General features: G+C 35.1%; 16 protein-coding genes and 1 other annotated feature. All 16 genes read right to left on the bottom strand.

The window, feature by feature from the left end; genetic code table 11:
* A partial coding sequence (locus AC3G7N_RS05170) for a LysM peptidoglycan-binding domain-containing protein (RefSeq protein ID WP_489421076.1) occupies window positions 1-551 on the bottom strand: 551 nt, incomplete at its 3' end.
* A 249-nt stretch (window positions 552-800) separates the two neighbouring features.
* Entirely contained in the window at window positions 801-2081 is a 1281-nt protein-coding gene (gene obgE, locus AC3G7N_RS05165; RefSeq protein ID WP_489421075.1) for a GTPase ObgE, read from the bottom strand.
* Window positions 2081-2620 (bottom strand): Spo0B domain-containing protein, encoded by a 540-nt coding sequence (locus AC3G7N_RS05160; RefSeq protein ID WP_489421074.1) that lies wholly within the window; start codon window positions 2618-2620, stop codon window positions 2081-2083. Before AC3G7N_RS05160 ends, obgE begins: the two co-directional genes overlap by 1 nt.
* Before the next feature lie 167 nt (window positions 2621-2787).
* A complete protein-coding gene (gene rpmA, locus AC3G7N_RS05155; protein ID WP_489421073.1) occupies window positions 2788-3078 on the bottom strand; it encodes a 50S ribosomal protein L27 in 291 nt (96 codons plus the stop codon).
* 14 nt (window positions 3079-3092) lie between these two features.
* Complete coding sequence (locus AC3G7N_RS05150; protein ID WP_489421072.1) at window positions 3093-3422, bottom strand: ribosomal-processing cysteine protease Prp; 330 nt, start codon at window positions 3420-3422, stop codon at window positions 3093-3095.
* Window positions 3423-3434: 12 nt separating this feature from the next.
* On the bottom strand, window positions 3435-3743 hold the full coding sequence (rplU, locus tag AC3G7N_RS05145) for a 50S ribosomal protein L21 (RefSeq protein WP_489421071.1): 309 nt from the start codon (window positions 3741-3743) through the stop codon (window positions 3435-3437).
* 14 nt (window positions 3744-3757) lie between these two features.
* Window positions 3758-3832: a sequence feature (ribosomal protein L21 leader region), on the bottom strand.
* A gap of 68 nt (window positions 3833-3900) precedes the next feature.
* Window positions 3901-4761 (bottom strand): M50 family metallopeptidase, encoded by an 861-nt coding sequence (locus AC3G7N_RS05140; protein WP_489421070.1) that lies wholly within the window; start codon window positions 4759-4761, stop codon window positions 3901-3903.
* A complete protein-coding gene (locus AC3G7N_RS05135; protein WP_489421069.1) occupies window positions 4748-5527 on the bottom strand; it encodes a peptidoglycan DD-metalloendopeptidase family protein in 780 nt (259 codons plus the stop codon). Before AC3G7N_RS05135 ends, AC3G7N_RS05140 begins: the two co-directional genes overlap by 14 nt.
* 195 nt (window positions 5528-5722) lie before the next feature.
* Window positions 5723-6520, bottom strand: a complete 798-nt coding sequence (minD, locus tag AC3G7N_RS05130; protein ID WP_489421068.1) for a septum site-determining protein MinD — start codon at window positions 6518-6520, stop codon at window positions 5723-5725.
* Window positions 6513-7199 carry a septum site-determining protein MinC gene (minC, locus tag AC3G7N_RS05125; protein WP_489421067.1) on the bottom strand — a complete coding sequence of 229 codons (687 nt, stop codon included), beginning with the start codon at window positions 7197-7199 and terminating at the stop codon, window positions 6513-6515. Before minC ends, minD begins: the two co-directional genes overlap by 8 nt.
* A 53-nt stretch (window positions 7200-7252) precedes the next feature.
* Complete coding sequence (gene mreD, locus AC3G7N_RS05120; protein ID WP_489421066.1) at window positions 7253-7786, bottom strand: rod shape-determining protein MreD; 534 nt, start codon at window positions 7784-7786, stop codon at window positions 7253-7255.
* A complete protein-coding gene (gene mreC / locus AC3G7N_RS05115) occupies window positions 7783-8664 on the bottom strand; it encodes a rod shape-determining protein MreC (protein WP_489421065.1) in 882 nt (293 codons plus the stop codon). Before mreC ends, mreD begins: the two co-directional genes overlap by 4 nt.
* A gap of 16 nt (window positions 8665-8680) precedes the next feature.
* On the bottom strand, window positions 8681-9721 hold the full coding sequence (locus AC3G7N_RS05110; RefSeq protein WP_489421064.1) for a rod shape-determining protein: 1041 nt from the start codon (window positions 9719-9721) through the stop codon (window positions 8681-8683).
* A 288-nt stretch (window positions 9722-10009) separates the two neighbouring features.
* Entirely contained in the window at window positions 10010-10699 is a 690-nt protein-coding gene (radC, locus tag AC3G7N_RS05105; protein ID WP_489421063.1) for a RadC family protein, read from the bottom strand.
* Between the two features lie 197 nt (window positions 10700-10896).
* The gene (locus AC3G7N_RS05100) at window positions 10897-11832 is read right to left on the bottom strand and encodes a hypothetical protein (RefSeq protein ID WP_489421062.1); all 936 of its coding nucleotides are present in this window, start codon (window positions 11830-11832) and stop codon (window positions 10897-10899) included.
* 145 nt (window positions 11833-11977) lie between these two features.
* Window positions 11978-13696 carry a sensor domain-containing diguanylate cyclase gene (locus tag AC3G7N_RS05095; protein ID WP_489421061.1) on the bottom strand — a complete coding sequence of 573 codons (1719 nt, stop codon included), beginning with the start codon at window positions 13694-13696 and terminating at the stop codon, window positions 11978-11980.
* Between the last annotated feature and the right edge of the window lie 10 nt (window positions 13697-13706).

The following is a 13706-nucleotide window of genomic DNA, read 5'->3' as shown; positions in this document are numbered from 1 at the left end:
ATATTATTTCCTTGATGCATTGGAGATATATTATTTCCTTGATGCATTGGAGATACATTTCCTTGATGCATAGGATGCATAGGATAACAGCACATCGGAACCATTTGCATGTGGTGTGGCATTGGATGCATATTCTCATGGTGTTTAACTGGTTTTACTTCTTCTTTTGGTGCTGGCATTTGTGGGAAATTAATGGTTGTATATTGATGCATGTCTTGGTCCATGATTGGCATATGATACATCGGTGGCTTTTGCATCATCGGTTGTTTTTGCGTCATCTTTGGTTTTTCTTTTTCATCCTCCTTTATAACTGGTAAAGGTTTCGGTGAAATATCTTTGTATGGTGTTTTTACCATTTCCTTCTCTTTTACCTTCATGTTCTCTTTTTTAACAGGCTTCGCATTACTAGGTACTTTGATTTTCATACCAGGCATAATCATATCAGGACTTGATAATTGTGAGTTGAGTTCTTTCAATTGCTCAAAATCGACATCATATTTTTTGGCGATTTCCCACAATGTATCCCCTTTTTTTACAATGTGTATTTTCAAACTGATTCAATCTCCCTTCCTATCTTGTTAAAACTGGGCTAACCATTCATTAACAACATATGCAGGAACCTAGAAAAAGTTGAACTAGAATAAAAAAATACTACCTAATTCAATGAAAAAAGGTAGCACTTTTTTTACTATTTTCTTGATAGTAACGAAAGTATAAACGAAAGTTTGTCTAGCTCCAGCGCCTAGACACTCGAGACATAAGCAGTTCGTGTCTTTCAAGGCGCTTGCGCTTTTCTTGATTTACTCGATAAACTCAAATTCATAATCTGTTAATCGGATGGTATCACCGTCTTTGGCTCCACGTTTACGTAATGCTTCGTCTACGCCCATACCGCGCATTTGACGCGCGAAACGTTGAATGGCTTCATCTTTGTTAAAGTCAGTCATTTTGAAAAGTTTTTCAATTTTCATTCCTTCTAATACATAAGCACCATCGGGGTCGCGTGAAATTGAAAAAGGCTCTTCCTCTTTTTGGTATCGATAAACCACTTTTTCTTCTTTATCCTCAATTGTTGTACTTATTTTTGGAATCTCGTCTAATTTATCTGCAATAGCAAATAAAATATCTCTAAGACCAGCTTTCGTAATCGCCGAAATGGAATAAATGGGATACGTATTATTGATTTTTTCTCTAAAAATCCTCAAATTCTCTTCAGCATTCGGCATATCCATTTTATTAGCAGCTATGATTTGTGGACGATCTGTAAGCTTAACATCATATTCTTTTAACTCTTGATTGATTTTTACAAAATCATCATATGGATCTCGTCCCTCTGTACCTGCCATATCGATTACATGTACAAGTAGCCTTGTCCGCTCCACATGTCTTAAAAATTGATGACCTAACCCTACACCCTCACTTGCTCCTTCAATCAATCCGGGTAAATCTGCCATAACAAAGCCACGTTGATCCATTGTTTCAACAACTCCTAAGTTTGGCGCAAGCGTTGTAAAATGATAATCAGCTATTTTCGGCTTTGCAGCACTCACAACTGATAATAATGTAGATTTACCTACACTTGGAAATCCAACTAATCCCACGTCAGCTATTAGCTTCAATTCAACTTTGATATTCCGCTCTTTTCCTGGCTCGCCATTTTCGGCCATATCTGGCGCGGGATTACGCGGTGTAGCAAAACGAGAATTACCTCGTCCCCCCCTACCACCTTGTGCAATGATTGCTTGCTGTTCGTGGTGTGTTAAATCAGCAATAATTTCGTTTGTTTCTTCATCAATAACAGTTGTACCAGGAGGTACCGGTACAATAAGTGGAGCCGTATTTTTTCCATGCTGATTTTTACTCATTCCATTTTCTCCACGTTTTGCTTTGAAATGGCGATTGTAACGAAAATCCATTAATGTGTTAAGGCCTTCATCAACTTCAAAAATTACATCGCCTCCATCACCGCCATCACCACCAGCAGGGCCACCTTTTGGTACGTATTTTTCTCTGCGATAGGCAACAAGACCATTGCCGCCGTCACCAGCTTTCACAAAAACGCTAACCTGATCTACAAACATTATTCTTCACCTTTTCTATTCCATTGGATAGTTATTGTGTAAGTAATATGATACTCACTGTTTTGCTGTTTAATGTGTTTATTTTCTAACGGCACTTTCTTGCTTACTAAATTTGAAAAGGCACCATTTAAAGTAAGTTCTACTTGAATTTGTTTCGTTTGCGAGAGATATTCAAGCACTACTTCCCCTTCATAAAGTTCGTTATCATTAGTCTGTTCCTGTAAACACATTATGCAATATTGACAATCTGTTGTTAGTTTTTCATCTATATCAGACAGATCAATTTTTTCATCACGTATAACGTATGTAAACCGGAAATTTGGATGTATAGAATTAAATGGAATTAGCCATAGAGCTAAATTTGGCGCGTTCAAATTCATGAGCTTTCGTTCTTCATCAAAATGTGCCATATATGTGGCTAACTTCTCTTCAACCTTTTCCAGCTTACCCATACTTGTATAAGCATGAACAATTTGTAAATCATTCATAATATCGTGTCGGTAATAGCGTAGTAAATCCATAACCTCTTTTTCCTCCACTAATATCCCTCCATTAATAAGAAAAGTATAGCAGATAAATAGCAAAAGCGTAAGCGCCTGTTATAGAAAGGCTGACCTCAAGCAACAGTATGAGCAAAACGTGGTTGATTTAATTATCGATAATATAAAAACTCCAATCAACGAATGATTGGAGTTTTTCATGTGATTTACGCTTCTTTAACAGTTGGATAAACACTAACCTTTTTACGATCACGACCATAACGTTCGAATTTAACGATACCGTCAGCCTTAGCAAAAAGTGTATCATCTCCACCACGACCTACGTTTTCACCAGGGTAAATTTTAGTTCCGCGTTGGCGATATAAAATACATCCTCCAGTTACAAACTGGCCGTCTGCACGTTTAGAACCTAAACGCTTAGACTGGGAATCACGACCGTTTTTTGTGCTACCTGCACCTTTTTTCTGTGAGAAAAATTGTAAATCTAGACGTAACATATTGCTGCACCTCCTCATTTACTTTGTATCTTAATAAATTTACTATATTCAAGCTGAATTGTTTCTAATGAAATAATCATACTTTCGAACAAGAGTTGCATCTTTTCCATTTCATTTTTATGTAAATGACTTGGGAGAGATACATGAAGATACCCACCTTCACCTGCTTGTTCAATTTCCAAGTCTGTATCACATAGCTTCATCACGCCATTTATTGCCCCAAATGATACAGCAGATACACCAGCACATACCAAATCGTAGCCGTATGGCCCGCTATCAGCATGCCCTGAAATTTTAAATGCATCAATTTGATTTGCCTTACGATAAACAGTGACTTGGATCATATACACTTACCTTTATAAATTAATTTTATCAATAACTAATTTTGTATATGGTTGACGATGACCTTGCGTGCGATGATAATTTTTCTTTGCTTTAAATTTGAAAACAGTAATCTTCTTTTGACGACCATGCTTTTCAACTTTAGCAGTTACAGTTGCGCCACTTACATATGGAGCGCCAACTTTAACTTCATCTCCACTAACAAAAAGGACTTTTTCGAAAGTTATAGAATCCTTTGTTTCTCCAACAACTTTTTCCACATAAATTTCTTCGCCTTCTGTTACTTTGATTTGTTTACCACCTGTTTCGATAATTGCGTACATATACTGCACCTCCCTAACTGACTCAGACTCGCCATACAGGTACTTTTTAAAAAAAGTTTAAAACCTGTTCTGTGCGGTTGTAGCATTTGGTGCTACATTGAATAACGTATTGATATTATCATGTTTTCGTAGATTATGTCAAGTACACGTCTACAATTTATCCCATTCGTTTTACCTCATCAATCGTTATATTATAGTGTTTATCTTGGAAGTAACTTCTGAGGCAATCCTGTTCATCAATGCTTGTTTCTCGACCATCTTTATAGGAAATATAAATGATATGTTTTCTTTCACGAATGAACAACGAAAACACATCAAATAAAGTATTGCTATTAGATACTTTTATTAAAGAAGTCTTTTTTGCATGATTCGCACCATAAAAACGCTTGGATAAAAATCGAAGAAAAACATAATATCGTTGTTTCCATTCCGTTCTATTTTCTAAAAGTATAAATAAAAGAATAAAGACAGAGCTTAATGTAAATGGTAAAATGAACAATTGTGCAAACAAAATACAAACACTGACCAAAACTGATGTTAAAATCATGATTGTGTGAGCTTTTTTATATGGAACACATGTCGATAATAAAGTGAATAAACATTTCCCGCCATCTAACGGCCATACCGGTAACAAGTTAAACAACAAGATAACATTATTGTAATACACAATAAGTTCCATAATTGAAATCGGAATCACATCCATTGGAGCAAGTATCATAATAAATAGATAAATAAAAACATGTTGAAATGGACCAGCAATACTTACTAATGCTTCCTCATATGTAGGTCTATTACCATGTTCATCAGTGTCCATCACGCCACCAAAGACCCATAAGGTGATACTCTTTATTCTCCATTTGAAAGAAATTGCCATTATATAGTGTCCCATTTCATGAAACAAAACAATAGCCAGCAGAATAACAATTTCCATGAATGTACCTGTAATGACTCCAATAAATAAAAAGATAATTAATATAGGATGAATGTGAATTGTTGGTAATAGTTTAAGAACGGTCATCGACTTCAATCACTTGTACAGGATCCATGAATGCTTCGTTTTTTTCTATAGAGAAGTAAACGTTTTTACTATTCTCTGAAGGCACAAACTTACCGATTACTTGGTTATTATCAACAAATTGATACAAATGAACATTCGTTGAGCTTAGGAAACCATACGTGGATTTACTACCATCTGCGTGCTGCACAACAACTGTTTTATTTGTTTCTGGATCATTTCCAGCAAAAATTATTACTCCGTCCTGTAAAACAGAAACGGTTGATGCTTCGTCAGGTGAAATCATTACTCCCTCCCCATTTGCTTGAAATGACTCAGAAATATTTCCTGAAACAGGAAGAGCTAATGTGGAATTACCCGGTGTCTCAACATTCTCCTCAGGTGTCAACGCTAAAGGTGTACCAAACGTTTGCTGGTACCACTGATTTACCTTTGCGAATGGAAACTCATTTGTTAATAGACTACTTGCCACTACTTTAGGATCGTCTAACATATCATTATTCGTTTGTAATAATAGTGCAGTTCCAAGAAATAAGATGCTTGATAATATACCTTTCAAAATAAAGCCAGAGACCATTTTACTCTTCCTCTTCTTTGATAATGCCGTGTCCGAAAAAATTGGAAGATAACCATGCTTTTCTTCGTCCTGTACTTGAAGATGGGAAAATTGATTTTTACTCGCGTCGTTACTAGAATCAGTTCCTGCTACACCACGAGACTTTTTGCGATCGGATATTGACTTACGAATTTTATTTACTCTTGGATTCATTTTATTCACCGTCCTTTGTCATGTCATACTTCTTTTAATTTGTATGAAACAAATGGACAAGATATGTTAATCCTAGCAAACAACAGAAAAACTGAAAATGACACGTATTATGGAGAACTCCTTGTTTTTCAGAAACCTTTACATCAGAAATTAAAAAGGTGCAAGAAACAAATTGTTTCTTGCACCTTTTAGTATTTAGGAATTCATTCCAAAAAAATGTTTGATTTTTTTAAGCATACCTTTATCTTCTTCAAGTGATTGTAATGGTATTGTTTCACCAAGAATTCTTCTAGCTATATTACGATATGAAATGGAAGCACTAGTGTTTGGATGAAGTGCTATTGGCTCTCCTAGATTTGAAGCTTTAATAACCTCATCATCATCAATGACAATACCAATCAGGTCAACAGAAAGGATTTGAATAACATCATCGACGTCAAGCATATCTCCATTTTTCATCATATGACTGCGAATACGATTAATCACAAGACTAGGTGGCTCCATTTCCTCTTTTTCTAGTAAACCAATAATTCGATCAGCATCCCGTACACTAGCTTTCTCTGGAGTAGTCACAACAATCGCTCTGTCAGCACCAGCTACCGCATTTTGAAAACCTTGCTCTATTCCAGCTGGGCAATCTATAATGATATAATCATAGTCTTGTTTAAGCTCAGCAACAATCTTTTTCATGCCATCAGTTGTTACAGCGGATTTATCACTAGTTTGCGCTGCTGGTAATAACGCTAAATCATCAAATCGTTTATCCTTGATTAGGGCCTGCTTTAATTTACACCTTTCTTCTATGACATCAACAATATCATAGATTATTCGATTTTCTAAGCCCATTATCACATCAAGGTTTCTTAAACCTATGTCAGTATCAATTAAACAAACCTTCTTCCCCATTAATGCTAACGCAGTACCTACATTCGCAGTTGTAGTTGTCTTACCAACTCCACCCTTACCAGATGTGATTACGATTGCTTCACCCATTATTCATTCTCCTCTCGAACCCGCTCAAATCAATCTGTTTATGTGAAAGAACTTGTAGTCTGTCAATAACAATTTTATCTTGCTTTTCATCGACTCGTCCGCACTCCATATATACACCGTCAGATTCATAATCTGGTGCACGACTAATATAATCTGCAATTCGAAGCTGATTAGGTTTCATAAAGGAAGCTACAATTATTGCATCACGATTACCATTTATTCCTGCATGAGCAATTCCATGTAAGCTACCCATGACATAAATATTTCCGGTTGATTCAACTGTGCCCCCAGGATTTACATCACCTATTAACAACAAATCACCTTTCACCTCGATGACTTGTCCAGACCTTACAATTCGATTTATCGTTTTCACTTCACTTTCTTCCATCCACTGAAGTGCATCATGACGCGCAACAACTTCAGAGTGAATGGATACAACTGTGAAATGGTTTCCAAGGCCAATTAATGCCTTAAGTTCTTCTTTTTGAGTTTGATTTAAGTAGCGATTCCCTAGTTTAACACTAACGGAAACTACAGGTTCATCCTTTTTAGGTCTATTATTCGATAACTTTTCACTCAAGTCTTTGTATGCTTCATCATATGAGCAAGAGTCATCTATAAACAGAGTGAGCCCATCTCTAGTACCCTTTATTGTAATTAACTGTTTCTTTTCGAGCATGGTAAGTTCACCTCAATCTATTCTCTTTCCATTTTTGATAAAGCTTGATATAGTTAACTGTTTTTGGAAATTTGGTTATCTTTCCATTTCGACAAACGGTTTTTAGTAACAGGATATAAGACTAACAAAAATAATAAATTGGCTATAATAGTTGGTAAAAGCCGAAAAAGCAGATAGTCTGAAAGTATCATATCCGTAAGCCCCACTACTGAATAGACAAGATAAATTGTAAAATCAGCAAACAGAATCCCAATGATTCCAAGTATAACTGTCACATATATATTTCCATGTAATAGTTTCCTGATACCATGCATAACATAAATAGTAAATGCATAAGCAAACATATAAACACCTAAAACGCCCGTATACACAATATCAATTAACATACCAAATATGGCACCATATAGCACGGAAAAGTATGTTCGATCATTATCATAGAATATTGCAATATATAATAGAAAAATAAATACCCAATGTGGAATGATTAATAAGTCATTCATAACAAAGTTTGGTGGTAACAATTCAATTGCGACACCCTCTAGTATAACAAAGAAAAAAAGAATGAGTGGGAGGTATAAACGTTTCATTCCTTATCCTCCTGAACTGATTCTGCCTTATCATTTTCTTTTAGTGTCCGATCAACTACTATCACATTATTTATTTCAAACATATCTGCTGCCGGCTTCACTAAAGCAGTTCGCGTAAGTCCATACTGGTCCGGCACTACCTCTTTAACAGTTCCAATAAACAAACCTGCAGGGAATACTCCTCCCATTCCAGAAGAGAAAACTTTTTCACCTTTTTCCAAATCCGTCTCTGACTCCTCTATAATTTTGAAATGTAAGGAATCAGTTTCTTCATCATACTCTTCAATTAAGCCGAATATATCGTTCCCTTCTTCACGGGTAATAGTAGCTGAAATTCGATTAAATTGATCAAATCCAGTTAATAATTGAACAGTTGAAGAAAATTGTGAAACTGATTGTATTTTACCAACCATACCGTCAGCTGTAATTACAGCCATATTGGGGCGTACACCATCTTGTTCTCCTTGATTAATTGTCACCTGTTCTACCCAACGTTCAGGTGTTCGTGACATAACTGTGGCTTGTATCGGATTAAAATCACGAATGGACTCTGTTTTATCAAGGGTCTTTCTTAATTCTTCATTCGCTTTTTTTATTTCCTGTACCTCATAAATCAAACTTTTATATTGTGAAAGTTTTTCTTTAAGTATTTGATTTTCCTTATAAGTATCCTTTAAATCATCTATATTAGTAATTATATTTGCTATAAATTTAACTGGTGTGTGTACAACACTTTGTGCCCATCCAACTGTGTCTTTGATAAACTGTTCGGGAGTGGATAATTGATCTCTACCTTTTAAAGAGAATCCAATCAAAACTACCAAAATTATGATTCCAATTAAAATTATAAACAAACGTTTTTTACGGAAAAACGGCATTTATTACACCTACTTTTTAATTAACAGTTGGACGAGAAGATACATTCGGATGGGAACGAAAGTGTTGAATGTATTCTAAAGATTTACCTGTACCAATTGCAACGCTATCTAATGGATCATCTGTTACAAAAACAGGCATTTTTGTCTCATCACTTATAACTTTATCTAAATTTTTCAAGAGAGAACCACCACCAGACAGTACAATACCACGATCCATAATGTCAGCAGCTAGCTCCGGTGGTGTTTTTTCTAGCGTAACCTTTACAGACTCAACGATAGCATCCACTATATCTTTTAAGGAACTGGCAATTTCCTTAGTTGTAATTGTAATTGTTTTTGGTAATCCTGTTAATAAATCACGACCACGGATATCCATTTCCACATTTTCGACAACTTCACCAGCAGTACCCAGATCCATTTTTATAGACTCAGCAGACCTTTCACCAATCATTAAATTATAATTCTTTTTTACAAATGATATAATTGCTTCGTCCATCTTGTCACCTGCTATACGAATGGATTGGCTAGTAACAATCCCACCAAGTGATATAACTGCAACCTCGGTTGTTCCGCCACCAATGTCAACAATCATACTACCTGTTGGTTCCCACACTGGAAGGCCTGCGCCAATTGCTGCTGCGAACGGTTCTGCAATCGGAAAGGCGTCCTTCGCTCCCGCCTGTTTAGTTGCATCAATTACTGCTCGCTCTTCTACCATTGTTATACCAGATGGCACACATATCATAACATTAGGTTTTCTAGCAAAGAAAGATCGATTTCTCATAGCTTTCTTAATATAGTATTTCATCATTATAGCCGTTGTCTCATAATCTGCAATTACGCCGTCTTTCATTGGACGAATAACGGATATATTACCAGGTGTCCTCCCAATCATATTTCGGGCAGAACTCCCAACAGCTTCTATCTGACCTGTTTCAATATCCTTAGAAACTACCGATGGTTCACGTACTACGACACCTTTACCTTTTACAAAAACAAGACTATTAGCAGTTCCTAAATCTATTCCTAAGTCTTGTGAAAAATTAAATAATCCCAAAAAAGATCTTCCTTTCCAACTCACTTATCGTTTGTCATATGTAGGTTTACTATATCGATTTAAAGTAGTTTATGCAACGTGAAACCCATATAAAACTATGTATCTCTTTCCATAAAGTAAAACTTCATTCAGTGTGAGGTTTTACTTCCCGTCAAACTGTGATAAAAGTAAATTTACACATGTTGATTCATAATCATAATAAGCGCCACTTTCAATAGCAATTGAAAAATGGCGCTGTTTTATTTCTTACTATAATTATACGAAAAAAACATAAAAATAGATAGTGTTTTATAAGTACCCTTTTTCTTTAAGGGACACAAATTTCCTATCACCAATAATTAAATGATCAAGAAGTTCAATCCCTATCATTTTTCCTGATTCAACTAGCCGTCTAGTTACATGGATATCTTCTTGGGAGGGAGTAGGGTCTCCAGATGGATGGTTATGTGCGCAAATAATAGAAGCAGCTGATCGTTTAACCGCTTCTCGATAAACTTCTCTCGGGTGCACAATGGATGCATTTAAGCTTCCAATAAAAATAGTTTGATTATGAATAATTTGATTCTTGGTATTTAGGAATAATACGACAAAATGTTCCTGATTTAAATTCCGCATTTCCTCCATGACATAATCAGCCCCATCTTCTGGAGATCGAATAACGTACCTTTCATTAGGCTTATATTGATTCATCCTTTTCCCTATTTCGATTGCTGAAAGTATTAATACCCCTTTTGCTTCACCAATTCCTTTTATTGCCATAAGTTCTTCAATTGTTGCATCCTTTAACAGTTTCAACCCTTCGAAATGCATTAGAATTCTTTGGGACAGTGTCATAACAGATTCTTCTTTTGTTCCGGTTCCTAATAGAATAGCTAACAGCTCTTGGTTAGATAAGTATCCGGAACCAAGCTTTAACAATCGTTCCCTTGGTCGATCCTCTTTTGGTACATCTTTAATCATTACAGATGGAATTGTCATCGTTCTTCCTCCTTTGATGGTTGAAAATATCATAACGAGGAAAGTATGTTTCAACAAATAGATAAATTTTTATTTTCTGGTTCTAGTTGAACACAATAATCCACTTTTCACCCTGGCAAAAAAGAAAATTTACATGGTAGTTTAGAAGCGAAAATAAAAAAGTGCATGATTGACGGTGAAAATGAAATCTATTATCTTTATTTCAATACAAGATTTTCATAGTGATTCCATAGCTTTAATAATAATATTGGTGACGAAACTTCACTGGCTTCGTCAATATTGGTTTGAAGGCTTTTTACTTCTTCAAAGAATTTATCAGTATTTTTCACGTTTTCAGGATAGGATTCTACCCATTCTTTCCAATCAGCAGAAGAGATTGACTGATTCTTTGAAACACTTTTTAATGCATTATTCCACAAGTTGTGAAAATCCTGAAGCCATTTATATTCAGTTTCAGTTAGCTCTATCTCTACCTCACTAGTCGTCCATTTTTTAGCGTACGTTTCTAAATTTAAATCCTTATATTTCGTTTTCTTGCTATCTGCTTGATCTTTTGTTTCCGCTATATTAGCAAAAAGATAATAATTATTGTCTCTTTTCCAGATCATTGTCGGAAATCCAGCATTGTTAAACTTTTCCTGAACTACTGTTACATTTGACTTATCGTTAAATAAACCGGCTTGAAGTACAAATGCTTGGATGCCTTTTAATGTGTATGTTGACAAATCAGAAGCAATAGCCCCATTACTTGAATTACTTGTACCATCATTTGATGTTTCAGCTTGAGGAATTACTTCTCCACCTACTGTATTTGTATCTATATTCGTGAACATATTTAACATAAAAACCCCTAATCCTACACCTAGTAAAATAGCTGAGATGGCTGCAATAAATATGTGTTTATATGTTTTGTTTTTTGGACTTTTTCCTTTTGCAAATGGTACTTCTTCTTCAAACGTATTTTGTCTAATATAAGTGGGGATTGGATCAAGTTCTTTATTATCTTCATTGGAAGCTGCATGTTCTTTATTTGTTGTATACGCATGCTGAGAGTTTTGGTTAATATTTTTGTTTTGTGAGACCTTTGTTTTTTTACCGTCCATCCATACAATAATAGTTTTTCGTTTATCCATTTTTTCCCCTCACTTTCCCAAGTTTTCTATACTCTATCATAAGAGACTTGAAAAGTAAGACGAGTTTTGTCAGTAACTATTAAAAACTATTCAACAAAAAGCGCGTAAAAAATACACAAGATGGGTCGCTCTTGTGTAAGAATAATTAGATTGATTGTAATTCTTGATAAATCGCTACTTTATTTCTTCCACGTTGCTTTGCACCGAGATACATTGCCCTGTCAGCATGTCGAACTAGCTCAATTGGTGATTCACAATGTTCAGGGTATGCCGCAACACCAATACTTGCGGTGATAGAAACATCCTCTATATTCTTATGGGATAAAATGTGCTTCTCTACAGGGAATGGGGTGTCTGCTATCATAACTCGAATAGACTCTGCCATTTGACGTGCATGTTTTAAACCAATATGCGGAAGTGAAACCACAAATTCTTCCCCACCATATCTTGCGACCAAACCTTTATCACCAATAAATGCCTTCAAACGATCCGCAAACAGACATAAGATTTCATTACCTGCTTCATGTCCATACGTATCATTTACTAGTTTAAAGTGATCTAAATCTAACAAAATTAATGAGTACACACTATTATCGATAATAGTAGATCCGTGCTCTTCTACAGCATTGTTGAAATACCGATAATTATATAACTTTGTAAGTCCATCTTTCTCACTATTTGCTTTTGTAATCTCATAATTTTCGGCATTTTCAATTGCAACACCAAAATAGTTCGTCAAAATAGTTAGAATTCGTTGATGAACTTTTCCATATGCCTTCTTTTCTTTCGTAATTATAGTTACGACACCAATAATTCCGCTGTTATATTCTATCGGAAGTGAAATAACACTTTCCGTATTAGCGGGAAGCTTTGTATCCTTAATCTTTATCCATTCCTTTGACTTATTATAGATAATAGGTTTTTTATTTGCCCATACTTTGCCACTAAATCCCTCATCTTTAGTTAATTGTTCATGCATTGCTAATACTTTGTTATTCCCGTCATAAAATCTCACTAGTTCAAGGTGGTCCTCCACAACCATATAAATATATGCACAATCCATTGGAATGAAGTGCCCTAGTTTATTTATGAAAACGTCATAAACCTGTTTTACTTCCATTCGTTTCGTTAATTGGTGACCAATCTCACCAGCTTCCTCCAAGTAGCGGTTGATCTCCTGATAGGAATATAAAAGTCTTAGAATGACCGATATCATTACAAAAGGAATCCCCATATAAAATATAGCAATTCTTCCAATTTCATAGTATAAAACAAATAATACAAAGCCAACCGGCAGCACAATTAAGGTGGATTGTAACTCCCAAAAAAAACTTTTACTAAAAAAATTTATTTTTTTTTGATAAAACACTCGATGATTAATATAAATTGTTATTTGATTCACTAGAAAAACAGTAATGGCATATCCAAAAATCGCAAAAATGTCTTGAAAATTAGTGAAATCAATCGATTCATGATTTCCACCTAGCATATAATAAACAAGTGCCCCGACTAATGAAACAACCGTAAACATAAGCAGATTCAAAGGATATCGGTAATATTCTTTTTTTCCAACACCAACTCTAATTAAAACTATAAATATTGCTAATTGCGTTAAGATCATTTCAGCAAAGAGACCAAAGGATAAGAATACCGCTATACTTATACCGTTGACAAAGAAAATAGGCGCATTATTTATTATTAGTGGAAGAGAGGCGACTACACACATGAAAATACCAAATAATACAATATCAATTAAATTACCTTGAATATTTAGATAGTTATAATTAAAAGTAGCAAACAAACTAAGAGGCCAAAAGATTGCCCAAATTATCAACAAACTATTTATTCTTTTCTCTGATACCATGTGTCGTAAG

This window comes from Virgibacillus carmonensis, from assembly GCF_057836705.1.
The sequence above is the reverse complement of the archived record's forward strand: the minus strand, read 5'-3'. Positions and strand labels throughout refer to the sequence as shown.